Annotated in this window: 31 protein-coding genes; 22 read left to right on the plus strand and 9 right to left on the minus strand. The window is 47.2% G+C overall.

The features are described from left to right. Positions 1-8 precede the first annotated feature (8 nt). Entirely contained in the window at positions 9-248 is a 240-nt protein-coding gene (locus NZM05_08395) for a hypothetical protein (GenBank protein ID MCS7013630.1), read from the minus strand. A 241-nt stretch (positions 249-489) separates the two neighbouring features. Between NZM05_08395 and NZM05_08400 the strand changes: the two genes are divergently transcribed. Beyond that, on the plus strand, positions 490-1,284 hold the full coding sequence (locus NZM05_08400) for a hypothetical protein (GenBank protein MCS7013631.1): 795 nt from the start codon (positions 490-492) through the stop codon (positions 1,282-1,284). A gap of 40 nt (positions 1,285-1,324) precedes the next feature. Then, positions 1,325-2,701: a protoporphyrinogen oxidase gene (gene hemG, locus NZM05_08405; GenBank protein MCS7013632.1), complete on the plus strand. Its 1,377-nt coding sequence runs from the start codon at positions 1,325-1,327 to the stop codon at positions 2,699-2,701. Here the strand turns inward: hemG and NZM05_08410 are convergent. The 6 genes from NZM05_08410 to NZM05_08435 form a co-directional block, all read right to left on the minus strand. Further along, on the minus strand, positions 2,678-3,136 hold the full coding sequence (locus tag NZM05_08410) for an arsenate reductase ArsC (GenBank protein ID MCS7013633.1): 459 nt from the start codon (positions 3,134-3,136) through the stop codon (positions 2,678-2,680). The genes hemG and NZM05_08410 overlap by 24 nt on opposite strands. A gap of 25 nt (positions 3,137-3,161) precedes the next feature. Beyond that, complete coding sequence (locus NZM05_08415) at positions 3,162-4,292, minus strand: DegT/DnrJ/EryC1/StrS family aminotransferase (protein ID MCS7013634.1); 1,131 nt, start codon at positions 4,290-4,292, stop codon at positions 3,162-3,164. 7 nt (positions 4,293-4,299) lie between these two features. Then, entirely contained in the window at positions 4,300-5,601 is a 1,302-nt protein-coding gene (locus NZM05_08420) for a glycosyltransferase (protein MCS7013635.1), read from the minus strand. A gap of 49 nt (positions 5,602-5,650) precedes the next feature. After that, the gene (locus NZM05_08425) at positions 5,651-6,976 is read right to left on the minus strand and encodes a glycosyltransferase (protein ID MCS7013636.1); all 1,326 of its coding nucleotides are present in this window, start codon (positions 6,974-6,976) and stop codon (positions 5,651-5,653) included. 292 nt (positions 6,977-7,268) lie between these two features. After that, complete coding sequence (locus NZM05_08430; GenBank protein MCS7013637.1) at positions 7,269-7,712, minus strand: clan AA aspartic protease; 444 nt, start codon at positions 7,710-7,712, stop codon at positions 7,269-7,271. Positions 7,713-7,774: 62 nt separating this feature from the next. Next, positions 7,775-8,443, minus strand: a complete 669-nt coding sequence (locus tag NZM05_08435) for a protein-L-isoaspartate(D-aspartate) O-methyltransferase (GenBank protein ID MCS7013638.1) — start codon at positions 8,441-8,443, stop codon at positions 7,775-7,777. A 171-nt stretch (positions 8,444-8,614) separates the two neighbouring features. Between NZM05_08435 and NZM05_08440 the strand changes: the two genes are divergently transcribed. From NZM05_08440 to NZM05_08525, 18 genes are all read left to right on the plus strand, one after another. After that, positions 8,615-9,418: a sulfite exporter TauE/SafE family protein gene (locus NZM05_08440; GenBank protein ID MCS7013639.1), complete on the plus strand. Its 804-nt coding sequence runs from the start codon at positions 8,615-8,617 to the stop codon at positions 9,416-9,418. Next, on the plus strand, positions 9,415-10,101 hold the full coding sequence (locus NZM05_08445) for a DUF2490 domain-containing protein (protein ID MCS7013640.1): 687 nt from the start codon (positions 9,415-9,417) through the stop codon (positions 10,099-10,101). Before NZM05_08440 ends, NZM05_08445 begins: the two co-directional genes overlap by 4 nt. 93 nt (positions 10,102-10,194) lie before the next feature. After that, positions 10,195-11,595 carry a rhodanese-like domain-containing protein gene (locus NZM05_08450; GenBank protein ID MCS7013641.1) on the plus strand — a complete coding sequence of 467 codons (1,401 nt, stop codon included), beginning with the start codon at positions 10,195-10,197 and terminating at the stop codon, positions 11,593-11,595. Positions 11,596-11,819: 224 nt separating this feature from the next. Continuing rightward, positions 11,820-12,404: a YeeE/YedE family protein gene (locus NZM05_08455; GenBank protein ID MCS7013642.1), complete on the plus strand. Its 585-nt coding sequence runs from the start codon at positions 11,820-11,822 to the stop codon at positions 12,402-12,404. 25 nt (positions 12,405-12,429) lie between these two features. After that, a complete protein-coding gene (locus tag NZM05_08460; GenBank protein MCS7013643.1) occupies positions 12,430-12,993 on the plus strand; it encodes a YeeE/YedE family protein in 564 nt (187 codons plus the stop codon). Positions 12,994-13,042: 49 nt separating this feature from the next. Continuing rightward, a complete protein-coding gene (locus NZM05_08465) occupies positions 13,043-13,690 on the plus strand; it encodes a peroxiredoxin (GenBank protein ID MCS7013644.1) in 648 nt (215 codons plus the stop codon). A gap of 145 nt (positions 13,691-13,835) precedes the next feature. Beyond that, on the plus strand, positions 13,836-14,465 hold the full coding sequence (locus NZM05_08470) for an FAD-dependent oxidoreductase (protein MCS7013645.1): 630 nt from the start codon (positions 13,836-13,838) through the stop codon (positions 14,463-14,465). Between the two features lie 147 nt (positions 14,466-14,612). After that, complete coding sequence (locus NZM05_08475) at positions 14,613-14,984, plus strand: hypothetical protein (GenBank protein MCS7013646.1); 372 nt, start codon at positions 14,613-14,615, stop codon at positions 14,982-14,984. 22 nt (positions 14,985-15,006) lie between these two features. Continuing rightward, complete coding sequence (locus tag NZM05_08480; protein ID MCS7013647.1) at positions 15,007-15,213, plus strand: DUF2892 domain-containing protein; 207 nt, start codon at positions 15,007-15,009, stop codon at positions 15,211-15,213. Between the two features lie 29 nt (positions 15,214-15,242). Continuing rightward, complete coding sequence (gene trxA / locus NZM05_08485; protein MCS7013648.1) at positions 15,243-15,617, plus strand: thioredoxin; 375 nt, start codon at positions 15,243-15,245, stop codon at positions 15,615-15,617. A gap of 78 nt (positions 15,618-15,695) precedes the next feature. After that, positions 15,696-16,187 (plus strand): CZB domain-containing protein, encoded by a 492-nt coding sequence (locus NZM05_08490; protein ID MCS7013649.1) that lies wholly within the window; start codon positions 15,696-15,698, stop codon positions 16,185-16,187. Positions 16,188-16,241: 54 nt separating this feature from the next. Then, the gene (locus NZM05_08495; GenBank protein ID MCS7013650.1) at positions 16,242-16,721 is read left to right on the plus strand and encodes a CZB domain-containing protein; all 480 of its coding nucleotides are present in this window, start codon (positions 16,242-16,244) and stop codon (positions 16,719-16,721) included. A gap of 66 nt (positions 16,722-16,787) precedes the next feature. Then, the gene (locus NZM05_08500; protein MCS7013651.1) at positions 16,788-17,183 is read left to right on the plus strand and encodes a hypothetical protein; all 396 of its coding nucleotides are present in this window, start codon (positions 16,788-16,790) and stop codon (positions 17,181-17,183) included. Positions 17,184-17,487: 304 nt separating this feature from the next. Continuing rightward, the gene (locus NZM05_08505; GenBank protein ID MCS7013652.1) at positions 17,488-18,021 is read left to right on the plus strand and encodes a TlpA family protein disulfide reductase; all 534 of its coding nucleotides are present in this window, start codon (positions 17,488-17,490) and stop codon (positions 18,019-18,021) included. Between the two features lie 140 nt (positions 18,022-18,161). Then, positions 18,162-18,713, plus strand: a complete 552-nt coding sequence (locus tag NZM05_08510; GenBank protein ID MCS7013653.1) for a DUF3365 domain-containing protein — start codon at positions 18,162-18,164, stop codon at positions 18,711-18,713. 5 nt (positions 18,714-18,718) lie between these two features. Next, the gene (locus tag NZM05_08515; GenBank protein MCS7013654.1) at positions 18,719-19,120 is read left to right on the plus strand and encodes a ferredoxin:thioredoxin reductase; all 402 of its coding nucleotides are present in this window, start codon (positions 18,719-18,721) and stop codon (positions 19,118-19,120) included. After that, positions 19,117-19,587: a rhodanese-like domain-containing protein gene (locus NZM05_08520; GenBank protein MCS7013655.1), complete on the plus strand. Its 471-nt coding sequence runs from the start codon at positions 19,117-19,119 to the stop codon at positions 19,585-19,587. Before NZM05_08515 ends, NZM05_08520 begins: the two co-directional genes overlap by 4 nt. Positions 19,588-19,610: 23 nt before the next feature. Then, positions 19,611-20,045, plus strand: coding sequence for an OsmC family protein (locus NZM05_08525; GenBank protein ID MCS7013656.1), 435 nt, complete (start codon positions 19,611-19,613; stop codon positions 20,043-20,045). A gap of 93 nt (positions 20,046-20,138) precedes the next feature. Here the strand turns inward: NZM05_08525 and NZM05_08530 are convergent, their stop codons facing one another. Together NZM05_08530 and NZM05_08535 are read right to left on the minus strand one after the other, a co-directional pair. Beyond that, the gene (locus NZM05_08530) at positions 20,139-21,050 is read right to left on the minus strand and encodes a response regulator (protein MCS7013657.1); all 912 of its coding nucleotides are present in this window, start codon (positions 21,048-21,050) and stop codon (positions 20,139-20,141) included. 41 nt (positions 21,051-21,091) lie between these two features. Beyond that, positions 21,092-22,795: an ATP-binding protein gene (locus tag NZM05_08535; GenBank protein MCS7013658.1), complete on the minus strand. Its 1,704-nt coding sequence runs from the start codon at positions 22,793-22,795 to the stop codon at positions 21,092-21,094. Positions 22,796-23,232: 437 nt separating this feature from the next. On the opposite strand from NZM05_08535, the gene NZM05_08540 reads away from it, so the two are divergent. Together NZM05_08540 and NZM05_08545 are read left to right on the plus strand one after the other, a co-directional pair. After that, entirely contained in the window at positions 23,233-23,928 is a 696-nt protein-coding gene (locus NZM05_08540; protein MCS7013659.1) for a class II aldolase/adducin family protein, read from the plus strand. Further along, positions 23,929-24,969 (plus strand): aminotransferase class I/II-fold pyridoxal phosphate-dependent enzyme, encoded by a 1,041-nt coding sequence (locus NZM05_08545; GenBank protein ID MCS7013660.1) that lies wholly within the window; start codon positions 23,929-23,931, stop codon positions 24,967-24,969. The last annotated feature ends 5 nt before the right edge of the window (positions 24,970-24,974 follow it).

Raw genomic sequence — 24,974 nt, forward strand, 5'->3', positions numbered from 1 at the left:
ATAAGCTCCTAACTCTTTTCATAAGTCGCTCCGGTCCAGCCTTGCAGTGCTTCTTTCTCCAAGCGTTTAGCTGCAAGCTGCTGTTGTGCCGCAATTCGTTCCACTTGCATTTCTGCAAGAGTAGGTAACCGCTTGCCATCACGATACAGTAGCCCATCTTCGAAGCGAAGTTCTGCCAGCAGCTCTGTGCTAAAGACACCTTTTTGCTGATTTGGTTCAAGCTTAGGCTCTGAAATCATCTTTGGCATAGCAGCTCTCGATTCATTGTGCTGTGCGTCATTGCACAATGATATTGCAACCCTTGCTGGGCATATACAAGAGCGAAAAGGAAAGTGCAAGGGCGAGAAAAACTGGACCTGACACACAAGAGCAAAACTGTATTCTCTTGACTTGTGCTGGAAACGATTTTCTTGCAAATTTGCATTCTTTCCCTGAGCACCTTTTTCCAAGCAATGAAAAATTACAATTTTTGAGCAAGTGAATAACTATATGCTAATTTACGCACTTTCGCTAATTGCATTTACGGTTGGATTTAAGTCTGCTGCAGCATATTTAGACAACGAGGATGCCTTGAAGAAAATGGAGCCAGACTTGCAAAAACTTTTGCAGTTAGGGGATTCGGCGTATCGAGCGTTTGACTACGATCTTGCGATTAAGTATTACGAAGAGGCACGCCAACTCTCTGGCAGCCCAGAAGTGCTGATGAAAATCTCTGATGCGTATTTTTTTGGAGGTTACCAGAAGCCGAAAGCAGAGCAAGAGAGAATGTATCTTAAAGCACGTGCCGTGCTACTGGAAGCCTTAAAGATGGATTCCACCAGCGCGGATATTGGCTCGGCCATCTACGCAAGGCTGGGTCAAGTAACAGGTCAGATTGCGCTTTTTCGTGGAGGGGAGGAAAAGATTAAACTGGGCTTGGAAATCAAACGATATGCCGATAAATCGCTCGCACTGAATCCGAATAATGCGATGGCAAATGCGATTTTAGGTATCTGGCATTACGAGCTGGCAAACTTAGACTTTTTCTCTCGGATGCTGGTTAGACTGTTTTTTGGCGGTGTGCCCGAAGGCAGTTTCGAGTATGCTGAGAAATATCTTGCCAAAGCAGTTTCACTCCAGCCTTCAGTGATTTACTACCGCAATGCCTACGCTAAAGCCTTAATTAAACTCGGGCGAGATGAAGAGGCTCGCAAGCAGCTAAAGGCGGCACTGGCACTCCCGATGATGGTTGCGGGCGATAAGCAAAATAAGCGCGAGTCCAAAGAATTGCTCGCACAGTTGTAGTAAGCTGCAAAGATGAACGGAGGCAACCCACAGCAGTGCTATGAACATTGAAGTAGCCGTAATTGGTGCAGGACTTGCTGGTCTGTCAGCAGCCTATCGCTTGAAGCAAAGAAGGATTTCAGTCGCTGTGATAGAAGCAGCCTCACAAGTGGGTGGCAAGGTGCAATCATTGTCGCTAAATGGTTTCACATTTGATGTGGGACCGAACACAGTGCTGGAGTCAAATGAGGCGATAGCACGCTTGGTGACCGACTTAGAGCTGCGCAATGACATCATTTGGGCAAGCGCAGCTGCAAAAGCCCGATATATCTTGAAACGTGGTAAGCTGGTAGCGCTTTCGCCTTCACCCGCCTTGCTTTTTAGCCCACTGCTATCGCTGCCAGCAAAGTGGCGACTGCTGAAAGAACCTTTCATACCACCTAGCCAGAGGCAAGAAACAGTTGCTGCGTTTTTTGAGCGTCGCTTTGGCAGAGAGGTGTTGGAGTATCTCATCGACCCATTTCTTGCAGGCACATTTGGTGCTCGCCCCGAAGATATCGCGCTGGAATCAGCCTTCCCTGTGCTGGCAGCTTGGGAACGGCAGTATGGAAGCGTGTTCAGAGGGGCACTGCAAGCGCGTAAGGGCAAAAAGGATACGAGAAGGTTTTCACGCAAGATGTTTTCATTCGCAGGCGGGTTTTACGAGGTTATTAGGCGCTTATCGGAGAAGCTATTGCCAGAACTATGGCTGAGCGCGCAGGTGCAGGCTATCACACGCAGCACGGAGGGCTTTCGCCTATCACTCATCCAAAAAGACAAACCCCAAACACTGCTGGCAAAGCGACTGCTCTTTGCAACGCCTGCATCTGAGACAGCTAAGTTGCTCGAGCCGCTTGCGCCAGACTTAGCAAAGCGGCTTGCAGAAATTCCATACTCACCGATTGCGCAAGTCTTCTTGGGCTATAAGTCAGGTAGCACACCACCACTAACAGGATTTGGTTTCCTTGTGCCAAGCATTGAGCGACGCAAGATTTTAGGTGCAGTGTTTAATCACGCAATTTTCCCGCAGCGGTATAACGATGTGGCGCTTACAGTGTTCATCGGTGGCTCACGTCAGCCTGAGCTGGTGGCGCTATCTGAAGCGGAGCTAACTGCACTGGCGTGCACGGAACTAAAAGAGATTCTTGGCATCTCGGCTACGCCGATTGCATCAGCCGTGGTGAGTTGGCCGGCTGCGATTCCACAGTATGGTTTATCCCATTCGGAGATTCTGAAGGCGGTCGCTGAATATGAACAGCGCTGCGGAGAGGTCTTTTTTGCGGGCAACTGGCGCGGTGGCATTTCCGTGCCTGATACTGTACGTCAAGCCGAAGAAGTGGCGCAAGCAATTCTACGCACACTTGCGCCTGCACCCTCAACGCATCAACTTGCGCACTAAGGCAGCAACTTCACTTGGACTTTGCTCAGGATGATACGCTGCAAGAAAAGCGCGAATGTGCGCTCCAATCTCATCACGCAGTCGACGGTAGCGGGACTTGCTCTTCCCTGAAACGTCCTCAAAGCCCCAGTGCCCGCTGATAAGATTTGGCTGTGAATAAAGCCAAGATGGACACTCACGATACGCTGTGCTGCTCATCGTAATTAAGATGTCAATTGGGGTGTGACGCAAGGTCTCAATCTCTTGTGAGCGATATGATGCAATATCAATGCCAACATCACGCATTACTTCCACGGCTAAGTCATCTACCTGACCATTTGGTAGAATGCCAGCACTGTAGGCAATAAAGTCAGACGAAAGATGCTCCAGCCAGCCTTTAGCCATCTGCGAGCGAATCGCATTTGCAGTGCAGAGAAAAAGAATAGAGCGTTTCATAGCTGACTTGATACTGGGTGCAAACTTAGCGCTTACCAACGAACGCAACAATTTTTTCGCAAATGAATGCAATCTGCTCTTCATCTAACTCCGTGTGCATAGGAAGCGAGAGCACGCGCTCGGCAACAGACTCAGCAATTGGTAGTGAGCCTTTGGGGTAGCGTGCATCAATGAAAGCTTTTTGCAGATGTAACGGAATCGGGTAGTGCACCGTGCTTGGCACACCGTGTGCACTGAGGAATTTGTGTAGCTCATCTCTTAGGCCTGCTTCAGGCAAAAGAATAGTGTATTGGTGAAAGATGTGAAAGGCATTAGGGTCACGGTATGGACGCTGCACCCGTGCTTCGGCAAGGTAGCGGTCGTAAAAGTCAGCAGCGCGGCGGCGAGCGCAGTTGAAATCATCAAGATACTTGAGCTTAACTTTTAGCACGGCGGCCTGAAGAGTGTCTAAACGCGAGTTCATTCCAAGATACTCGTGCTGATAGCGCACTTTGGCGCCATGTTGGGCAATCATTTTAAGTTTCCAGAAAAGTGCTTCGTCATTCGTGAACATTGCGCCGCCATCGCCGAAAGCTCCCAAATTCTTCGCTGGGAAAAAGCTGGTCGTGCTAATGTGCCCAAATGTGCCGGCCTTTTTCCCTTTGTAGCTTGCACCGAAGGATTGTGCGTTGTCTTCAATCACAAAGAGATGATGCTGCTGCGCAATTTCTACAATGCTGTCAATAGCTGCAGGCTGTCCGTAAAGATGAACTGGCAAAATTGCCTTAGTGCGTGGGGTGATGGCTGCTGGAATAGCCTCAGGATGGATGTTGAAAGTTTGCGGGTCGATGTCAACGTAGCGTGGCGTAGCGCCAACGAGAAAAATTGCCTCTACCGTTGCAGCAAAGGAAAAAGGGGTGGTGATGACTTCATCGCCATGCCCGATGCCAAGTGCCATCAATGCAATTTGCAGTGCATCAGTGCCATTGCCACACCCGATTGCAAAGCGTACGCCCAGATAGGCTGCAAGCGCACATTCTAACTCGCCGACTGCCGCCCCGTTGATGAACGCTGCACTCTCAATTACCTTTTGAATTTCTGCGTCTAATTCTGGCTTTAAGCGAGCGTGCAGCCCCACAAGGTCGACAAGTTGAATTTTTTTGGCGGAGGGTTCCATTTTGAGACTACTCGATTCGGACAAATTGTGCAAACTCTTTGGCAAGTTGTGCAGTCAAGTTTCGGCGATCAAAGCGCACCACAAATTCTTCGTTAGGCGTAGGCAAAGCATTGCGTTTCCAAAGGTCATAAAGCTCTAAGATTTTGCTTGCAATTTCTTTGATGTTCTTTGGATGGGCCACCAGACCATTTGCATCTAAAATAAGCTGCTTAGCGGCGCCATCGGGCACAATACCGAATAAAGTTTTTCTGGCAGCAAGATATTCAAAAAGTTTTCCATGCGTAATCGTTTCGGCGCCCTTCACATCGTCTAGCGTAGCCCATAACACATCGGCTTTAAGTAGTTCTGCCACAGCTTCCAGATGCGGACGATAGCCACGCACCTCTACAAGGTCTTTCAGCCCATACTTTTCGGCAAGGCGCAGATAGGCTTTTGGAAAAATACCGACGAAACAGACTTCCAAGTGCTCGCGTAGAGCAGGCTCTTTCTCAATAGCGACTTTCAAGCCTTTGAAGAAAGGCTTAGGGGAGCTAAGAAAAAATCGACCTGAGTAGACAAAACGCAATTTGCGACGCACGCGATTGTCAGGCTGTGCGCGCTGAAAATCCTCAGCGTCGTAGCCATGCCAGATAATAGAAATGTCTTTGTGCGTCAGTTTCCCAAAGTATTTTTTGAGAAAAAGTTCTTTCAAAGCACGATTGGCTGTAATGATTCTGTCAGCGTATAGCAAGGCTTTTTCTTCAAGTGCCTCGTGTTTGCGCTTATGCCAAGGTGTCCAGTAAAAGTGAGCAGGGTTTTCAACCCATGGGTCGCGAAAGTCGAGCACTATGGGCAATTGATACTTGGCACGCAGTTCTAATGCGATAAGGTGTGAAGTGAAAGGCGGCGCAGTGGAGTAAATCACTGCAATATCTTTTTCACGCTCAATAATTTCGCAGGCTTTAGCAAATGCCAGTTTTTTCCAGCCAATTTTATTGTCAGGGAAAAAAATCAGCTGACTAAGGGCACTGAGTAGTGAGCGTGTTTCTTCGGGGGGCATTGTAAAGGTCTTCTGTGGCGCAGCCAGTGCAGCAAGGTGGGTGATGTCATGCGTGCCGGTGCGCACAATGTCAATAGCTGGATGAGAAAGCTCTTGAAGCAGCGTTTCATCGTAAGCAAAGTAAGCGGTCGGGTAGATAGTCAGCACAATCGGTTTCCAACCAAATTCAGGCAAATACTTGACAAACTTTGCTGTGCGCTGCACTCCAGAAAGCCCCATTGGTGGAAAGTAGTAAGCAAGCATCAAGACCTTGTGTAGCGGTCGGTTCATAACGTCTCTTGGTAATGAAAAACTGATGCTCTGAGTGTGTTGGGTCATACTACTTTTTAAGCTGAAATGATGTGAGCTGAAACACCAGCGCAGCAAGTTTTTTTGCTGATTCTCGCCGTGTGTATTTACGAATAGCGTCTGGCTTGCCTTCCCAAAGTGGCTGGCATTGCCAGAAACGCTCGTAGTAGTGCAAAAATGCTTGCTCAATAGCGTTTTGGTCATGAAAATGTGCCACTATGCCAGCATTAGTTTCACGAATGAGCATAGCAATTGCACCGTCGGGCGCCAAGGCAATAATTGGGCGCTTGGTGCCCAAGTATTCATACACTTTGCCAGGCACGATTTCAGCGCTGTCCGTCGATTCATCAACCACCAGCAAAAGCACATCGGCGGAAAGGAGTTCCCGAATGCTTTCAGAGTGCGGCATATAGGGCTTCACCACAATCGAAGGCTTCAGCGTTGGCTCCTCAAAAAGAGGCAAGATATTGGCGCCAAATCGTCCGATAAACTTCAACTCAATTTTTTCAACATCAACTTTACCTTGCTGCACCAGTGAGCGCACCGCTGTAAGAAATTGCTCCGGTGAGCGCTTGCCATACATTGAGCCAGTGTAGCAAACGGTGAATTTTTCATTTCTTGGAAAGCGAAGGTCAGGAATGTCAGCTTCGTCAAAACCATTCTCAATATGCACGATTTTCTCTGCGTTAATATCGGGATACTTTTTCTGAAAGTCTTTGCCAATTCCTGCCCAAGCTACTTCCAGTCGGTCGCATTCTGCATACACGCTGCGCTCCAAGTGCTCATCTATTTTCTTGGCTAAGCCGTATCGCACTGGCGTGGAGAGGAAGCCTGTCCAAGGGTCGCGAAAGCCTGCAATCCACGGCAGGCCGGTTTGCCGCTTGAGCGAACGCGCAATCAGGGCGCATGTGTAGGGCGGTGAAGATGAATAAAGGCAGTCAATCGCTTCTTGCTCAATAATTTTTCGACCTTGGGCAGTAGCATAGAAAAGCCAGCCAATGCGAGCATCTGGGATGAAAAAATTACTGCGCACAAATTCAGCAAAATGCTCTGCCAGAGTGCGGCGTTCACCGGGCTTGGGAATGTTGTTGACATCCACAGGGGCATCGGCAGGCTTCCCTGTCAGCTTGCGATAGATTCGATATGGCTCGAAAATTGGAGTACGATACACCTTTACATCAGGAGGAATCTCAGAAAGCAAACTTTCATCACGCACTGGAAAGTCACCATTCTCAACAGTAAGTACCACAGGGCGTACCTCAAACTCGCGTAGATATTTAACGAACTTCAACACACGCTGCACGCCTGGGCCGCCTGACGGCGGAAAGTAATATGCAACAATGAGTAGATGCTTCACTGGAGAATGCCGCTGAGAGGTGTTGTGAAGCCAATCCTACTGTCGCAAGATGTTCGGTTGGCTTGAAACATCTGTATATACGCTTTTGATTAGGCGTTGGCATTGTTTTGCACAATTTAACGCGCCTTTCAGATACTTCCCAGCTTTTTGATAGTAGCTCGCAGCACGGTAGCGTGCATAAGGCCACCGATAGCTTCTGGAAGGTGGCATGCTGCTCAGAGTAATAGCATCGAGTAGCCGGGTAGCTGAACAGATAGCAGAGTGCATAACGCAGCGCATATCATAGCTTGAACTACCGCCTGTCTCCCAAGCGACTGCCCTTCAAGATGGAGCTAGCCCGTTCAGGGCTTTCAGGATTGATGACGATGGTCTGTTTGCGTGGGTCAATCAGCACGTCTAATTCTTCTAATGGCAGGGCACCCATCAAGACATCGTTTTCATTCGGTAGCACCAGCGCATCAAGCGTGCAGCGCCGATTCTGAAAACGCAGCTCAACAGGTCCAACAACATCAACTCTACGCTTCGTGCCATCACCCAAAATCACATTCTGCTCATCAACTTTTCGCAGGTCTAACTCAGCTCTGATTTTTTCATTGATGGCAAGCATAAATGCGCCTGTGTCCACCAGTGCTCGCACTTTGACCCTGCGAACTTTCTCAGGTTCAAGGAATCCACGTGCTGCGAGCGTTAAATCATCACCACTGACCAGCTCAATATCTGCGAAGATGATGCCCATTTTAACTCCTCTTAATTACAAGGATAAGTTTTGCATCTGCAGCTTAGTTAAAAGAAAGTAACTTAACCGCACCTTTGCCAGCCCTCTTTGCCAATCAGTGGCACAAAAGCAAAGTCGTGAAGCTGTGTTTCATAAACGGTATCGCCCTGTCGATGAAAAAGGCTCATCTTTTGTCTGGTAGGACTGCCAATTGGGATAATCAAGCGTCCGTCTTCAGCCAGCTGTTGCAAGAGCGACTTCGGCACATCAGGTGAGCCAGCTGTAACGACAATTGCGTCAAAGGGTGCCATAGAGGGCCAGCCGAGCGAGCCATCGCCTAAGCGGGTCATAATGTTTAGCCCGAGCATCTCGAAGGTACGTTTGGCCTTTTCGTATAGCTCTGGAATGCGCTCAATGGTATAAACCTTGTAGCCTAAGTCATAGAAAATTGCGGCTTGGTAGCCCGACCCTGTGCCGATTTCCAAGACTTTTTTACCAGCGGGATAATAGTCAGCCACAAGCTGGGTCATATAAGCCACCGTGAATGGCTGCGAAATTGTCTGGTTTTGCCCAATTGGCAAAGGGGTATCATCGTAGGCACTATCCCAGAATGCTGAATCGACAAAGAGATGCCGCTTAACATTGCAAAAAGCGCGTAGGACACGCTCATTGGTAATGCCAGCTTTCCGAAGCGCTTCTACCATCGCCTCACGCTTCGGGCGATACTTAAAGTCTTGGTCACTTAGCTGCATAGCTCATTTTTTCAGACAGCAATCTACAACTTCTTTTGCTTCTTTTGGCGCTGATGAAGTAGTAGAAACTGAAAATGTGAGTGGCTAAAACCAAAGCGCATCTAATTGCGCAACTTGACAAGTTTTGATGAAATAGTTATATTGCTGTATCGTTATTTAGTTGAAATAAAAATGGAACTTCTCGGATATTTAGGCGCCCTTGCAATGGGCATTCTTCTGGGACTGATTGGCGGCGGTGGTTCTATTTTGACCGTGCCAATTCTTGTCTACTTCTTCTCAATTGATGCCACGCTCTCGACAGCCTACTCGCTCTTTATCGTGGGTCTGACGGCAGTAGTCGGCGCAATAAGCTACTGGCGCAATCAACTCTTAGACTTCAAGACGGCAGTAGTCTTTTCAATTCCCTCATTTTTAGCCGTCTATGCCACGCGCCGATTTCTGATGCCGCTCATTCCTGAGCAAATTGTCACCGTCGGCAGCTTTACGCTCACCAAGAACATTCTCGTGATGGTCGTCTTTGCGCTGCTAATGATTGCTGCGGCTGTCTCAATGATACGACCGCAGAAAAATCTGCCCGTTGAGGGTGAAGGAAAGCTTGAGTTCAACTATCCGCTTATCTTGATTGAAGGCGCAGTGGTAGGCGTACTTACAGGGTTTGTCGGCGCAGGGGGCGGCTTTCTCATCATTCCAGCACTGGTAGTGCTGGCTCGCTTGCCAATGAAACTTGCTGTAGGCACCTCGCTGCTTATCATCGCAGCCAAGTCGCTAATCGGCTTTATTGGCGATGTGCAAAACTACCACGATAAACTTAACTGGGTATTTCTGGGGCTCTTCTCTATCATTGCGGTCAGTGGCATTCTGGTTGGCAGTTGGCTAAGTAAGTTCATTAGCAGCGCAAAACTGAAGCCGGCCTTTGGCTGGTTCGTTTTGGTGATGGGCGTCTTCATTCTTTTCAGAGAAGCTGCCAAGCTATGAAGCAAACGAGATGGATAAGTGTGGTGCTGGTTGCACTCTCGGTGCAGGCATATAGCCAAACTTTTGAAGGCAATGCGCCGACGGTTGAGCACGAAGCCTCAGTATGGGCGCGTGCAGGTGTGCAGCTTCTGTTCGACTCGCTACCGCTATCGCTCACACTCGACACGCAACTGCGAGCAGGAGGCAAACAGGCAGAGTTCCAGACCTTGCAAGGACGAGTGCATTTGAACTATCACTTCTCACCACAGACATCAGTCTCCGTTGGCGGCATTGCATTTACACCGCAGCGTGGCATTGCGACAAACATTGCACTGCTCCAAGCAATCCACTCTTTTGCAAGCGAAGGCGTGCAACCAGCGCTGCGCATTCGCTGGGATTATCGCTGGCAAACGAATTACAATTTACCTGCTGCAACAACCCAAGCAAGCTGGCGCCTGCGCCTGCAGCCGATTTTGCTCGTGCCAATAGCCCAGAGCCTTAAGCTCTTGCTCAATAACGAGTTCTTCTTTGAAGAGCAAAGCCCATGGCTGATTGACGAAAATCGCTTTCAGGTAGGCTTGCAGTGGAAGGTGGCGTCGAATCTGTCTCTGCTGACTGCGTATCAAAATCGTGCATTCTTTGGCGAAAAGACACGGATTGAACACACGCTCTTTTTAGTGTTGCTTTGGGGGCTACGCATTTAGTTTGCAAGTTGGAACTTTTTATATTAAATTACCGTATGGTTATTCAGAATAACTCTGAATAACGGTTCTTAGTAACCTAAACTTCGTCCAACTATGAAAATCGAGCGTTTTTACCTCAACTGTTTGGCGCATGCTTCCTACATCATCTACGATGAAGAAAGCAAGGAAGCGGCAGTGGTCGACCCGCAACGTGATACCGACCAGTATGATGCATTCATCAAGCAAAATGGCTTGAAGCTCAAGTATGTCTTGGAGACGCACCTCCATGCAGATTTCGTCAGCAGCCACAATGAATTAGCTCAGAAGTATGGCGCAACAGTGGTCTTTGGCGAGAAGGCAGGCTACAAGCGTCCGCATCTTGCCGCTAAGCATGAAGAAAAGCTCTACTTGGGCAGGAATGTTGAAATCACAGTGTTCTCTACGCCTGGACACACCCCTGAGAGCGTCTGCTATGGCGTGCGTGATTTGACCAAGCCAAATGAGCCTATGTCGCTCTTTACAGGTGATACGCTCTTTGTCGGCGATGTCGGCCGTCCTGACCTCTTAGGGGCAAAAATGCCTGCTGAAGTGCTTGCAAGTATGCTCTACGACACTGTGCAATACCTTAAAACCTTCCCGGACGAAACTAAAGTCTATCCAGCGCACGGCGCGGGTTCTGCTTGTGGAAAGAGCTTAGGTAATGCGGAATTTACAACGATTGGCAGAGAGAAGCTCACCAACTATGCAATGAAGCCAATGACGCGTGAGGAGTTCATTGCGGCTGTGACGGTTGACCAACCTGAAGCGCCGAAGTATTTCAGCGAAGATGCGGTCATCAACCGAGAAGGGGCAAAAACGCTCGAGGAAGTGCTGGCAGGCGTAAAGCCTATGTCACCTGATGAATTTGAGCAAGCGATGAAAAATGGCGCGGTTGTCCTTGATTCGCGCTCACCTGACGATTTCTCGGCTGGCTCAATTCAAGGTGCTGTAAACATCTGGCGAAATGGTCAGATGGCAAACTGGGTTGGCTCGCTGATTCCAAAGTCTGCACAGATTTTGGTGATTGCGGACGAAGGCTATGAGCTGGAAGCCGCAATGCGCTGCGCACGCATCGGTTACGACAGTGTGATTGGCTATCTCAAAGGGGGAGTGCAAGCATGGAAGCAAAGCGGACGACCTGTTATCACACGCCAGCGCCTGACACCAAAACAAGCCTTTGAGGAAGTAAAGAATGGTGCAGTGCTGCTGGATGTGCGTAAGCCTGCCGAGCGCAAGAATAAGTTCATTGAAGGCTCCCTCTTTATCACGCTGACGCATCTGGAAGAAGAAGTGCACAAGTTGCCGAAGGATAAGAAAATCGTTGTGCATTGTGCAGGGGGCTATCGCTCAGCGACTGCTGTGAGCCTGCTCAACAAGCACGGCTTTATGAATGTAACCGATGTCATCGGCGGCATTGATGCATGGCAGAAAGACGGACTGCCAGTAGTCGTCGAACAAGCAGAAGTGTGCGCGTAAAGTCTTCAGGTTCCCTCGCTCTACCGGCTCTTTGAGAGAAACAAACATGGGCGGGGGAGCACAAATTTGTGCGAAATGATGTGCAGAGCAGCGGTGTGGATTTCCACCAAGCAAGGTGATGCAAAAAGGCAAAAACTTGTGCTCTCAAAAAGCAAAATCATTTGTGGGGTGTGCAGCAAGAAAACTGAGCGAAACCAAACACTGAACATTCAAAACTTAAACGCATAAACGACAGAGGAACTATGATAGAACTGCTATCTCAACCTTGGCCTTGGTATGTAGCAGGTCCGCTTATCGGACTGGTCGTGCCAACCTTGCTCATTATCGGTAACAAAACATTTGGCATCAGTTCTTCAATGCGGCATATCTGTGCGGCATGCATGCCGGCAAACATAAAGTTCTTCAAATACGACTGGAAAAAAGAGGTCTGGAATCTTTACTTTGTCGGAGGAATTTTCATTGGGGCAATTTTAGCAACGCTCTTTCTCAGCAGTGGCAAGCCTATTGAGGTCAATCCCAAACTTGCAGAGGAGATTGCAAGCTACGGTATCACTGATTTTAGCCGTCTTGTACCACAGCAACTTTTTTCTTGGGAGCAGCTCTTTACGCTAAGGGGAGTGCTGATAATGGTTGTGGGCGGTTTCCTTGTGGGCTTTGGCACGCGCTACGCAGGGGGATGCACCAGCGGGCACGCAATTATGGGACTGTCCACATTGCAACTGCCATCGCTGATTGCTACCATCAGCTTTATGGTAGGTGGGTTTCTTTCGGCAAATGTCCTTTTGCCACTTCTCTTGAAACTAAACTAACCAAAAACTTATAAAACAGAAGGTTATGCAGGTAACTGAAGCAAAAAAGAAGGAAACGCAAGGCAACGGACAGGTAACGCAAGCAGCCGAAGCAATGACAACTGAGGCGAATACCGATTTCGAGGTGCGCTCACTTGATGCAATGTGTGTGAACGAAAGCCATCTCACGCACAAGTGGTACCACAACTTGAAATATGTCGCCGTCGGAATTTTGTTCGGTATCGTTGTGGTTAAGGCAGAAATCATTAGCTGGTTCAGGATTCAAGAAATGTTTCGCTTGCAGTCGTTTCATATGTATGGCGTGATTGGCAGTGCAGTCATAGTAGGTGCAATATCCGTATGGCTCATAAGGAAGTTCAATATCAAAACGATTTATGGCGAGCCTATTGAGTTTCACCCGAAGAAGTTTAGCGTGGGGCAAATCATTGGTGGGTTGCTCTTTGGCTTAGGATGGGCTTTGACAGGGGCTTGCCCAGGACCACTTTATGCCCAAATCGGCACAGGGGCAACCGTGATTGCAGTTACGCTGCTGAGTGCCATTGCAGGCACTTGGGTCTATGGCTATCTTCGAGAGCGATTGCCACACTGAACCAAGTTTTTTCTATAACTTTCTTCTAACTACTAAACCTTAACGAAGTATGTCAGAAACGATTGAAACCACAATGCCACGCATTGGCGATCCAGCGCCAAACTTCAAAGCAATGACCACGCACGGCGAGATAGATTTCTACGAATACAAAAAAGGAAGCTGGGCCGTGCTCTTTTCACATCCAGCAGACTTTACACCTGTCTGCACTACTGAATTTATGGGCTTTGCTCAGCGCGCCGATGAATTTGCCAAAATGAATGTCAAGCTCATCGGACTGAGCATTGACAGCATTCACGCACATGTAGCATGGATTCAAAATATCCATGAGAAGGCTCATGTGAAGATTCCATTCCCTGTGATTGCAGATTTGGATATGGCGGTAGCCAAGAAATATGGAATGCTGCACAGCGTGAGCTCTACAGCAACGGTGCGTGCAGTCTTCATCATTGACCCCAACAACATCGTGCGACTTATTCTCTACTACCCGATGAATGTGGGGCGCAACATTGATGAAATCATTCGCTCAATTCAAGCGCTGCAAACAGCGGACGCAAACAATGTGGCATGCCCAGCAAACTGGAAGCCGGGCGAGAAGGTTATTGTGCCGCCGCCAAAGACTCAGAAAGAACTCGAAGAACGCTTGCAAGGTAAGTATGATGAAGTTGTAGACTTCTATTTAGTGAAGAAAGCGCTCTAAAATAGTGACCGAAAGTTGCCTCACTTCCATAGAAGGCTGAAGGGATAAACTGGGAGTGGGGCAACAGCGGTCAAAATATAGTTCTTTGGCAAAACATTGTGTTTGTTCTTTGGAGTAGAGTTGGTAGTGCAAAAAAAAGTTTAATATGGCAGCCGAAAGAAAACACATTGTCGTTGTGGGCGCAAATTTTGCAAGCTACACAGCGGCACTTGAGCTAAAAGAGATGCTGGGTGACAGGCATGACATTACGGTCATTTCGCCAACGCACAAGTCTCTCTTTTATCCTTCGCTCATTTGGTTCCCGTTCGGAATCCGCGAAGAAAAGGATATCACCTTCGATGTACGTCCTATCTATGCAAGTCATAAGATTAACTTCATAGAAACCAAAGCGACGCACTTTGATTTGGACAACCGAAGAGTAGTCCTAGCACAAGGTAAGCCAGTTCGATACGATTATCTGGTCATCGTGACAGGATTTGCAGTAGACTGCGACTATGTGTCCGGGTTGCGTCAGCACGCCTATTCGCAAAATCCAGGACCAGCAGCGGTAGTGTCAGTGCAGGGCACTGGGTGTTTCGGCGCCGCATATGAGTTTCTCTTCAATATGCGCTATCAGCTCGCAAAGCACCACCTGAGAGATAAAGCGCTGCTGATTTACATCACTTCGAGCCATACCCAGCGCACTTTGGTATCGGTGGATTCGGCAATGCACAAAAAATGTGCGAAATGCTCTTCAAGTTCTATCACATTGACAGTCGATTTAACGTATCAGTAAAAGAGTGTTGCCCTGATGGGGTGGTGTTAGAGACCAGCGAAAAAATTCCATCAGTCTTTCTGTAGCAGTGCCATGATTTCTTGGCTCAGGGTATGTCCGAAATACACCAGGATTAGGTAACGAAATGGGGGGTTATGGAGGTAGGGAATGATGAATCGGCTACCAGCATATCCTGAAGTTTATGCCATCGGTGCAGCAGTAGAAATTAAGCCACCTGAAAAAACGGAAAAACCGTGTGGTGTGCCAAAAACCAGTTATCCGACAGAGCAAGTGGCAAAAATTGCTGCCAAAAATATTGTCGCAGATATCAAGAAATTGCCGAAACAGTATGAACAGTCTTTTGCGGAGGTGAATGCACTTTGCATTATGGACACCGGCAATAGGGGAATGATGATTGCAGGCGACCATATGTTGCCACCACGAGAGCATGAGTTCATTATTCCCGGCCCTGAGGCACATTGGGCGAAAGTGGCATTTGAGAAATACTTTGTGCTCACACGAAAGCATGCAATGGTTTAATAACTAAACTTGGAGGGAGACAATGAAACCAAACATCGGCAAAACAGACAAAATCATTCGCTACGCTCTAGGCGGGCTCATCGTTGGTGCAAGTATTTACTACGGAAACTGGTGGGGAATAATTGTTGGAGTTATCCTAGCAGTAACTGCCACTATCAGCTTCTGTCCACTTTACGCACCATTTAAGATTTCAACACTAAAAGAAGAAGGCAGTACAGAAAAAAAGTAACTTTTTTCAACATTAAACTTTTTGCAACTATGACCACTAAACTCACTTACGAGACCTTCAAGCAAAAGGTCTTTGACTTCGAGAAGAATCAAGAGTGGAAATTCGAGGGCGATAAGCCATGTCTCATTGATTTCTGGGCAGAGTGGTGCGGTCCATGCCGAATGATTGCACCAATTTTGGAGGAGCTGTCCGAAGAGTATAAAGATCAGATTAATATCTACAAAGTTAATACAGAAGAAGAACCAGAGTTAGCAGCCATTTTCGGTATTCGCTCTATCCCGTCGCTACTCTTTGTGCCGCTTAATGGACAGCCGAAGATGGCAGCAGGGGCATTGCCAAAGCGAGTCCTGAAAGAAATGATTGACCGCGAGCTGTTGGGACGACGCATTATCCTAGTGAGCTAAGAGCGAGATTGCATAAGGTGCTTAGGTGTGTTATCTTTACATCCATTAAGTGTAGTTATTCAATCATAAGGGGTAAAGATGGCAATCTCGTTTAAGCAGTGGGTTACAAAGCTGGTGCAAAAAGCAAGTGCAGCAGAGGCGCAACTTTCACCCGAGCAGGAGGAAGTTGCGCCCGAAGCTGTTGACCCTGTAGAGGCAGAAGCGGCGGGGTTGAACTTTCATACGGCAATTATTAGCCATCAAAATTGGAAGGCGCGCTTCAAAGCAATGATTGAGAGTGGCATGGCCGAAGCCTTGAACCCTGATGTAATCGCACAAGATAACCAATGTGCCGTTGGTAAGTGGATTTACGGAGTTGCCAAGGAGAAGTATGGCGATCATCCGCTCTGGGAAAAATTGCGGGCTGATCATGCATTTTTTCACAGTTGTGCCAGTCGAGTTTTAGCGATGATTATTCGGGGCGATAAACAAAAAGCATTGCTGGAGATTCAGTATGGTGCATATGCACGGGCGTCTAACGATGTGGTGATGGACTTAGCGATGTTCTACAAAGTGATTAAAGCCAACTGAGCCTAACTATTGCGCTAAATTGCAGAAAAGGCTGTAATCTAAGGGGGTGGAAAAATGGTATTCAAGTATTGGGTTGAAAAACTACTTCAAAAAAAGCAAGACACTATACAATTAGATATAAGCGATATAGAAGTTGCGCCCGAAGCTGTTGACCCTGTAGAAGCAGAAGCGGCGGGGTTAAACTTTCATACGGCAATTACTAGCCATCAGAATTGGAAGACACGCTTCAAGGCGATGATTGAGAGCGGCATAGCCGAAGCCTTGAACCCTGATGTCATTGCGCAAGACAATCAGTGCGCAGTGGGTAAGTGGATTTATGGACCAGCTAAGGAAAAGTATGGTAGTCATCCGCTGTGGGAGAAGTTACGGGCTGACCATGCATTTTTTCACATGTGCGCCAGTCGAGTTTTGGCAATGATTATTCGAGGTGATAAGCTGAAAGCATTGCAAGAAATTGAACGAGGGGCGTATGCACGGGCGTCCAACGAGGTGGTGATGGACTTAGCGATGTTTTACAGGTTAGTGAAAGATTAGAATGTCAAGATTGGTAGAATTAAGACATTAATATAACATAAAACTAAAATGATGAGTAATTTAATAATGCAAGAAAAACTTGTTCGTTCTGCGCCGATTGATATTGCTGTTGTAAAGGCGATGCATCTTACTTGGAAAATGAGGGTACGTTCAGCGCTGAACGGTGTAACAAGTTGGAATGAGGTTCATGCAGAAGAACCCGAAAAGAGTGACATTGGTAGATGGATTCAGGAAGTTGGTTTATGGAAGTATCAAAATGAACCAATTTTTGAGATGTTTTTAAAGCAACATCAGCTGTTGCACGAAATTGCAACAAATATCAAGAGACTGGCGCTGACAGGTAAAACAAATGAAGCGAGAGTATTGCTAACAGAGTTAGATAGAGTATCTGAAGATTTTCTTAAACTTATTGATACCTACAAGGGTATCTTGGATGCCTACAAAGAGCAGATAAGAAATTAATGTCGCTGGAGCCTGGGAATAAAAGTTAGATAAAATTAGATGTGATGCAATAGAAGGGAAGTATCATACTTTCAGAGAGACTGTAATTTGGGTTATTGCAAGAAAACTTTATGAACCTGAATTGGTTGAAATTGATTGTATTTCTTACACTAGGAGCATTGGGTGGGTTTGCATACTACTACTTTATTGGTTGTGCAAGCGGAACCTGTCCGATTACGAGTAATCCATATATTAGCACTGCATATGGTGCGCTAATTGGTGCAGTGCTTGGGTGGGAGAGAAAAGCGGAGTCAGGAAAAAGGCGATGAAAAAATTCTTTTCTTGGATTTTGCCATTAGGGCTAGCAGCAGCTGCAGGCTTGCTACTGGGAAAGTATGTCATAGTGCCAATACTGTCGCCAAAGCCAGCTGTATCAGCATTTGCAAGTGCACCTAATTTTACGATTCAAACACTCGATAACAGGTCTTTATCGCTAGCTGACCTGAGAGGCAAAGGCGTGATTATAAATTTTTGGGCAACATGGTGCCCACCTTGCCGCGCCGAAATTCCTGCAATGGTTGAGTTGCAGAAGCAATACAGCGATAAATTTACTTTTGTGGGCATCGCTGTGAATGATCAAGAAGCGAAAGTAAAAGCCTTTGTGGAAGAAAAAGCCATCAACTATCCCGTAGCAATGGATAATGGTATTGCAAATGAATATGCCAAGCTAATTCAAGGCGGTATTCGTGGTATTCCGACTTCATTTGCAATTGATAAGAACGGAAATGTGATTGATGTCATAGTTGGAATGGGGGATAAAGCAAAGTTTGAAGAAATTATTAAAAAAACGATTAAGTAAACGCTGCTTGTGTTATGCACACCTTGAATAAAAACATGAAACATAGTTCAGTCATGATTGTTATTCTCTGTCTTGGGATTGCAGCCTGCTCTCAGTCCCAAAAGAGGGGAACAGAAGAACAAAAGACACAAGCGGAAAGAGTGCAAGTGCATCTTAAGCCACTCTCGCCTGAAGATTCTGCTAAATATCTTGAAATGGGTGATGATATAGTAGGCGAGACGAAGCGCAAAATTAGCACAACATTAATGGAAGCAATGGAAAAGGGCAGTGTAAAATATGCGGCGCAATTCTGCAATCTGGTGGCTTATCCGATTGTCGACTCAATGTCCAAAGCTCACAATGCACGCATTCGTCGTGTTTCCGACAGGCCACGCAATCCAAAGGATGCAATGGACGAAGATGAAAAGAAGGTTTTCGCAATGTTCAAAGAAAAGATGAGTCAGCCAAACGCAGAAGTAAAACCAATATTAGTGCAGTATGGTGATGGCACAGTAGGTTACTACACCCCAATTAAAATTTCAATGCCAGTGTGCCTGAAGTGTCACGGAGAAGTGGGCAAAGACATTACAACGGAAGATTATGCAGAGCTGAAAAGACTTTATCCAGAAGACAAGGCGGTTGGATACAAGGAAGGTGAGCTGCGTGGAATGTTCAGCATTCGATTTACGAAATCTTATTCTCAAGCAAACTGAATCTTATGGCAAAAGAACCAAGTGAAGCATCACTCAAGAAAGTTTGGAAATATGTAGAGCACTATTGGGAAAAGTCTGGCACCTTCCCACATCCTGACAAGGCTGTAACAGAGTCTGTAGTAAAAGGCTTAGCACTTCACATTGATGAGTTAGGCAAACCGCTTTGCCCGTGCAACTTCTACGCTGATAAAAAAGCAGAGGTACAAAAGCGTGACTGGATTTGTGCGTGTGAGGAAATGAAGCGCTACAAATACTGCCATTGTCTGCTCTTCGTAACTAAAGAAGGGTTACCAATTACGGAATACTTACCTGAAGGACACGAAGGACGTCAAATTTATGGTCTGGTAAAAGATCCAACGCCTGACAAGGGACGGGAAGGTGCAAAAGTTACACAAATGCGCGAATGATGAAAGTAAGAAATGTATTTGTGAAGATACTGCTGATAGAAGCGGTATCTCTGCTTTTCATTGCAGAGGAATGTAATGCACAAGCTGTAGAGAAGAAGGCAGTGCAAGAAACAAGTGAGAGCAAGGCAAGTTTTTCAACTAAACCAAATACAACAATGTTTAATTTTTTCTCACGGCCGACTTATCCAACAATCTCGCCGAGTGCTTTGAAAGAGCGCTTGAAAAAAGAGAAGTTAGTGTTGCTTGATGTGCGTGAGCCTTACGAGCACGCTGAGAAACACATTCCGAATTCAATTCTAATTCCTCTTGGCTCACTGCCGCAGCGCGTGAAAGAATTAGAGCCATACAAAGATCAAGAAATCATTGTTTATTGCCGTAGCGGTAATCGTAGCGGTCAAGCCTGTGAGTATTTACAGAAGTTAGGCTTCAAAGCAATTAACCTTGAAGGCGGTATGCTGGCATGGTAACCATACCGAAGGGAGAAAGACAAATGAAAGCAACGGTCGTGTATGATGGCAAGTATCCAGTTCGTGGCTACAATGAGAGAGGGAATGAGACGCGTTTTGAGCCTTCGCCTGACCATGGCGGAAGTGGCAACACAGCGGCACCAATGGAAGTATTTTTGCAAGCAGCGATGGCGTGTTCGATGATGGATGTGGTATCTATTTTGCAAAAGAAGCGCAAGCAAATTATAGATCTTAAAATATTTGCAGAAGCAGAGCGGGCAACGGAGCATCCGAAAGTGTTCACGAAAGTAAAGTTCCACTACGAGTTAGTTAGTCCTGATGCAGAGCCTGCTGACTTGGAACATGCGGTTGGTCTGTCAATAGAGAAATACTGCAGTGCATCGGCAACGCTAAAAAGAAGCGGTTGCGACGTGCAATATGAATCCGTCGTCAAGCGACCTGAGCCAGCAACAGCATAGCACATCGTGCTGCAAGTAGAAACATTTAATGCAATTAAAAAAGCGGGCATAAGAGCCCGCAAATGCACACACCTGCCAAAAAATCCTAATGCTTTAATAAACTTTCCGCTCTTCACGGCGACGGCGAATTTCTGCCATCATCTGGCTGAAAGAGACAGTTCTGGGTATTGCAGTAGCCGCGCTATCTCTTGGCAAGAGCAGAAGCTCTTGGTGTTTCTTTATGCCTTGCTCGACAGCCTCTATAAGAGCTTGACGCGGAAAAGGTTTGACAAGATAACGGAAAATTTGCCCTTCATTAATCAGTCTAATAGCTTCGTTAGCATCTTTGGAATCCGACATAAAGATTGTAACCAGTGCCGGAAAACGGTGCTTGGCAACTGCTAAAAACTCAGCTCCTTCTTCACTAGCGAGCGTGGAATCACACGCCACAACTGCAACAGGCTCACTTTCCAGAATTTTCAGAGCATCTTGCAGGGTCTCTGAAGTACGCACATTAAATCGATCGGCAAAAAGTGATTCGTAACTTTTTAGGTGGGTTAGCACTTTGTCAATAAAAAGCACCGTGTGAGATCCATCAGGCGAGGTAGACTTTGCCTGTGCAGCATGTTGCTGTGCTCTTAGCATTTGATTCACCTCATATAAATCTACTGCAGCTTTGACCGTTCCCTTAAGTTTCTCATTGTCCCATGGCTTATTAATGAAGCGCCACACTTCCCCTGAGTTAATTGCCTCAATGATACTGTCAAGGTCAGAGTAACCAGTAAGCACCACACGAATCGTATCGGGTGATAGTTCCTTGACTTTCCGGAGCAATTCTGTGCCGGTCATGCCAGGCATGCGCTGGTCAGAGACAACGACTGCAAACTTTTCTTCAGCAAGCAACTTTAGGGCATGTTCAGCACCAACCGCAGTTTTAAAGTGCCAGCCGCGAAAAACAAGGCTGATGGTATCTAACACCATCGGTTCATCATCTACAAAGAGAATGGGCGACGATGCAGTGTTCATATCCTAAGGCTTTTAATGGGTTCAAGTTGGCTGTTGAAAAGCTATGGATGTCGTCGACTTTGCTTTTTCTTTACTTCAGGCTCATCCTCAACAAAAGGTGAAACCAGTTCTGCGGTTTCAGGTTTGCTAGCCTTCGGCGATGACTTGAGAGGCAATTTTACGGTGAAAGTAGCACCTTCGCCAACTGTGCTTTCCACTTCTATGGTGCCATTGTGCTTTTCAATAATTTTGTAGCTAATAGACAGTCCTAGGCCAGTACCTTTGCCGACTTCTTTGGTAGTAAAGAACGGCTCAAAGATTTTTTTAAGATGCTCAGGTTTAATGCCAATGCCATTATCGGCAACTTTTACCACAGCCCAGTCTGGCGTCTCACTAACTGTAATGACAACTTTGCCTTTGTCGTGCTCAATCGCATGCACAGCATTAGTGAAGAGATTAAGAAAGACTTGATTAAGCTGCGCAGGGTAGCAGAGCACACTGGGGTCGCTTTGATAGTTACGCACCACCTCAATATTTTTCTCTCGAAAAAGATGCTCTGCAATTTTGAGCGATGAGTCAATCAGCTCAGATAGCCGTGCAGTTTTCATTGCAGCTTCATCAAGGCGTGAGAAATTCTTGAGGCTGCTGACCAACTCTTGAATCCGTGCAATACCTTCTAATGAATTTTGGCAAAGCCGGACCGATTCACGGTGCAATGAGACGGCTCTGGAGCGTTCCTCGACAAGGTCAATGAGCTCAGCTACTTTTTCGCTTGTGCCGAAAAGAATTTCATCTTTGAGACGTGTGTAAACATCAAGCAGGCTTTGAATTTCACTTTGTGCCTCTAAGAGCAACTGCAAGTTACCTTTAATAAATCCCAAAGGCGTATTGATTTCATGTGCCACACCAGCAACCATTTGACCAAGCGAACTCATCTTTTCTGCTTGCATAAGCTGTATCTCAGTTTGGCGAGCATCTTCCTTGAGCTTGACCATTTCGGTAATGTCACTTACAAACGTAACTTTCTTGCGTTTGCCATCTGTGCCGATAATACGTGCTGCATCAGCAAGAATATAAATCGGACGACCACTCTTATGACGCACCTCCCACTCACCACGAATTTCTTTGTATCCATCGAGATACTTTTGATGCAAGTCAATCCAAAAGTCTTTTTTCTCAGGTGGCACAACGATAGTGAAAGACTTGCCAATCAATTCTTCAGGTAAATAGCCGTAAATTTCGCAATAAGCCTGATTAGCGTATTCAATAATTGTATCTTCATTCGTAATCACAATGCCAAGCGGGGTAGAGTCAATGATGGTACGCAAGCGCTGTTCGCTCTGGCGCACCGCTTCGTCTATGTCGCTTTCCTCTTTCTTGCGAGCAGGCATTTTTGCAAGGCGCGGCAATTCTTTTTTAAGAAGCTCACGCATAAAGTTTTGGAGCCGTGCTTCGACCAGACGCAGCTCATGTGAAAAATTGCTCTCCGCACCATTGCTAACCACGACTGCAGTGGCCGCAGAAAGCTTGTTTGCATCATCAGGTGCAGGTTCATCGCGGTGCTGCAGATGGCTAGGCAAGAGTCGGCGAGGCACTTCTTTTAGAAAAGCGTGTAGCGAGAGGGCAAAATCATCTAAGGCGCGTTCCAGCGGTGCAGCAGCCACTTCACGGTCTAACTCATCGTCCAGAAGCGATTCAATCACTTCAATTTGCTCAAGTGCTTCACGCATGCGTTTGAGCGACTTGCGGAGTTTCTTGTATCGCATTTCCATAAAACGAGTGATTTAAGTTTTCAGCACAAATGCCACTCAGCGCAGTGTTCAGGTAACTTTCGTGCAAGTAAACTGGACGAGAACCCTCGTCGCTAGCCAAAACAAGTAGAAAAGCTACGACCAAATCGCATCATGAGCTGGCAGCATTGCAATGCCTACCGCATGAGCTTAGAGTGGCGCTAGCAAGTGCCTCCGTGCCCTGAGAGCAGGTATGCAGCGCTACAGTGCCATCAGCTTGTGAGCATGACCGAAATTCGTGAGAAAAACTGCAAGTCAGCAGGGAGCAAAAGCCGTGCCTTTTTCTTTTGGCTGCACAAAATGCGGTGTTTGAGAAAGTTCAGTGCTGATGAGCGCCGCAGGCTTGATAAAGTTCTCCACTGCTTCTGGAAAAATTGGCTATCTTTGCACACTCAACGCAATAAAGTTGTGCAATGAATCCAAGCCTGCAAGACACACTGGTAGAGGTTGCGCACGAGATAGCCGCGCTGGGCTTTGTTGCCAGTTATGATGGCAATATCAGTTTGCGCAGCGAGGAAGGAATCTACATTACTGCTTCACATACTTTGAAACGCAAAGCCACTCGTGCAGACGTTTGCTTGCTCTCGCTTGATGGAAAGTGGCTTGAAGGCACGCGTCCGCCATCGACCGAGTCTGAGATGCACCTGTTCATTTATCGCCATAGACCAGATGTGGGAGGCATTGTGCACACGCACCCAATTGCGACGACGGCTTTTGCCGTTGCGCGTTGCCCCTTAGATGCCGCCATTTTCCCCGAAGTGATTTTGGATATCGGCACCGTGCCCTTAGCAGAGTATGCAACGCCCAGCACATTCGAAGTGGCGACTTCGCTGTCACGATTTATCCAAGATGCGAACGCAGTGCTTTTAGCAAATCATGGTGTCGTGGTCATGGGGCAGGATGTGTGGCAGGCGTTGTATCGCACAGAGAAGCTGGAGCACGCCGCCAAAACGCTCATTATGGCAGAACAACTCGGTGGACCGAAGTTGCTCACGCAGTCGCAGTTGCAGCGGCTCTTTGAGACGCATCCGACCTTTACGAGGCGCAGTGGCTTTCGCACAGCGCCTGAGCCAGAATACCACCAACCGACACCAGCCTCTTTAGCCTAAATGGTGCAGCCAACCATTGACTTACGCAGCGATACAGTGACCAAGCCTACGCCAGCCATGCTGGCAGCTGTAGCCGCACTTAATCCATTGGAGCTGGGTGATGATGTCTTCGGTGAAGATCGGCTCACAAATGCATTCGAAGCTGAAGTGGCTGAGCTGTTCGGCAAAGAAGCTGCGCTTTTTGTGCCAAGTGGCACAATGGCAAACCAGCTGGCAATCAAAATCCAAACTGAAGAAGGCGATGAGGTGATTTGTGACGCAGGAGCTCACCTTGCAAACTATGAGACGGCCGCGCCAGCTATGCTCTCGCGCGTGCAGCTCAGAACGCTGCAAGGCGAAAGAGGCATTCTAACGGCTGAACAAATAAAGGAAGCCATTCGCCCGCAAGCTGACTGGTATCCACGCACCGCACTGGTCACACTAGAAAACACACATAATCAAGCAGGTGGAACTATCTATCCACTCTCCGAAATTGAGCGCATTGCAGAGCTTTGCAAAAAATATCACCTGCGCCTACACTTAGATGGCGCACGGCTTTGGAATGCCTGCATTGCAACGGGTCTGAAGCCCAAGGATTATGCACAATACTGCGAGACCATTTCCGTCTGCTTCTCAAAGGGGTTGGGCGCACCGATTGGCTCAATGCTACTGGGCAGCAAAGCGGCTATCCAGAAGGCACGACGCTATCGCAAAATGTGGGGCGGTGGTATGCGCCAGACAGGCGTGGTGGTGGCGATGGCAAAATACGCGTTGGAGCATCACTACGAGCGAATGGCAATTGACCACCAACATGCCAAAATGCTGGCGGCAGCCTTTTGTGCCAATCCGAAGTTTCGCCTTGACATGCGCACGGTAGAAACAAACATCGTGGCGGTAGATGTCTCGCCCTCTGGGCTATCTGAGAGTGAGGTAGTGGTGCGCTTTAAGCAGCACGGAATTTTAGTGTCCAGCATTAAGAAAAATTTTATTCGCCTAGTTACGCATTTAGGTATCTCAAGCGAAGACATACAATCGGTGTGCAACTTTATTCAAACATTTTAAGCTCT

Source organism: Chloroherpetonaceae bacterium (genome assembly GCA_025056565.1).
GTDB lineage: Bacteria > Bacteroidota > Chlorobiia > Chlorobiales > Thermochlorobacteraceae > Thermochlorobacter.

What these genes read in the sequence shown, in the direction of transcription:
- NZM05_08400 (MCS7013631.1), top strand. Translation starts at nt 490, where the DNA reads ATGCTAATTTACGCACTTTCGCTAATTGCATTTACGGTTGGATTTAAG.
- NZM05_08540 (MCS7013659.1), top strand. Translation starts at nt 23,233, where the DNA reads ATGAATCCAAGCCTGCAAGACACACTGGTAGAGGTTGCGCACGAGATA.
- NZM05_08470 (MCS7013645.1), top strand. Translation starts at nt 13,836, where the DNA reads ATGGCAGCCGAAAGAAAACACATTGTCGTTGTGGGCGCAAATTTTGCA.
- NZM05_08505 (MCS7013652.1), top strand. Translation starts at nt 17,488, where the DNA reads ATGAAAAAATTCTTTTCTTGGATTTTGCCATTAGGGCTAGCAGCAGCT.
- hemG (MCS7013632.1), top strand. Translation starts at nt 1,325, where the DNA reads ATGAACATTGAAGTAGCCGTAATTGGTGCAGGACTTGCTGGTCTGTCA.
- NZM05_08445 (MCS7013640.1), top strand. Translation starts at nt 9,415, where the DNA reads ATGAAGCAAACGAGATGGATAAGTGTGGTGCTGGTTGCACTCTCGGTG.
- NZM05_08520 (MCS7013655.1), top strand. Translation starts at nt 19,117, where the DNA reads ATGATGAAAGTAAGAAATGTATTTGTGAAGATACTGCTGATAGAAGCG.
- NZM05_08415 (MCS7013634.1), bottom strand. Translation starts at nt 4,292, where the DNA reads ATGGAACCCTCCGCCAAAAAAATTCAACTTGTCGACCTTGTGGGGCTG.
- NZM05_08535 (MCS7013658.1), bottom strand. Translation starts at nt 22,795, where the DNA reads ATGCGATACAAGAAACTCCGCAAGTCGCTCAAACGCATGCGTGAAGCA.
- NZM05_08475 (MCS7013646.1), top strand. Translation starts at nt 14,613, where the DNA reads ATGATGAATCGGCTACCAGCATATCCTGAAGTTTATGCCATCGGTGCA.
- NZM05_08490 (MCS7013649.1), top strand. Translation starts at nt 15,696, where the DNA reads ATGGCAATCTCGTTTAAGCAGTGGGTTACAAAGCTGGTGCAAAAAGCA.
- NZM05_08420 (MCS7013635.1), bottom strand. Translation starts at nt 5,601, where the DNA reads ATGAACCGACCGCTACACAAGGTCTTGATGCTTGCTTACTACTTTCCA.
- NZM05_08435 (MCS7013638.1), bottom strand. Translation starts at nt 8,443, where the DNA reads ATGCAGCTAAGTGACCAAGACTTTAAGTATCGCCCGAAGCGTGAGGCG.
- NZM05_08500 (MCS7013651.1), top strand. Translation starts at nt 16,788, where the DNA reads ATGCAAGAAAAACTTGTTCGTTCTGCGCCGATTGATATTGCTGTTGTA.
- NZM05_08410 (MCS7013633.1), bottom strand. Translation starts at nt 3,136, where the DNA reads ATGAAACGCTCTATTCTTTTTCTCTGCACTGCAAATGCGATTCGCTCG.
- trxA (MCS7013648.1), top strand. Translation starts at nt 15,243, where the DNA reads ATGACCACTAAACTCACTTACGAGACCTTCAAGCAAAAGGTCTTTGAC.
- NZM05_08495 (MCS7013650.1), top strand. Translation starts at nt 16,242, where the DNA reads ATGGTATTCAAGTATTGGGTTGAAAAACTACTTCAAAAAAAGCAAGAC.
- NZM05_08525 (MCS7013656.1), top strand. Translation starts at nt 19,611, where the DNA reads ATGAAAGCAACGGTCGTGTATGATGGCAAGTATCCAGTTCGTGGCTAC.
- NZM05_08430 (MCS7013637.1), bottom strand. Translation starts at nt 7,712, where the DNA reads ATGGGCATCATCTTCGCAGATATTGAGCTGGTCAGTGGTGATGATTTA.
- NZM05_08515 (MCS7013654.1), top strand. Translation starts at nt 18,719, where the DNA reads ATGGCAAAAGAACCAAGTGAAGCATCACTCAAGAAAGTTTGGAAATAT.
- NZM05_08395 (MCS7013630.1), bottom strand. Translation starts at nt 248, where the DNA reads ATGCCAAAGATGATTTCAGAGCCTAAGCTTGAACCAAATCAGCAAAAA.
- NZM05_08545 (MCS7013660.1), top strand. Translation starts at nt 23,929, where the DNA reads ATGGTGCAGCCAACCATTGACTTACGCAGCGATACAGTGACCAAGCCT.
- NZM05_08530 (MCS7013657.1), bottom strand. Translation starts at nt 21,050, where the DNA reads ATGAACACTGCATCGTCGCCCATTCTCTTTGTAGATGATGAACCGATG.
- NZM05_08450 (MCS7013641.1), top strand. Translation starts at nt 10,195, where the DNA reads ATGAAAATCGAGCGTTTTTACCTCAACTGTTTGGCGCATGCTTCCTAC.
- NZM05_08480 (MCS7013647.1), top strand. Translation starts at nt 15,007, where the DNA reads ATGAAACCAAACATCGGCAAAACAGACAAAATCATTCGCTACGCTCTA.
- NZM05_08465 (MCS7013644.1), top strand. Translation starts at nt 13,043, where the DNA reads ATGTCAGAAACGATTGAAACCACAATGCCACGCATTGGCGATCCAGCG.
- NZM05_08460 (MCS7013643.1), top strand. Translation starts at nt 12,430, where the DNA reads ATGCAGGTAACTGAAGCAAAAAAGAAGGAAACGCAAGGCAACGGACAG.
- NZM05_08440 (MCS7013639.1), top strand. Translation starts at nt 8,615, where the DNA reads ATGGAACTTCTCGGATATTTAGGCGCCCTTGCAATGGGCATTCTTCTG.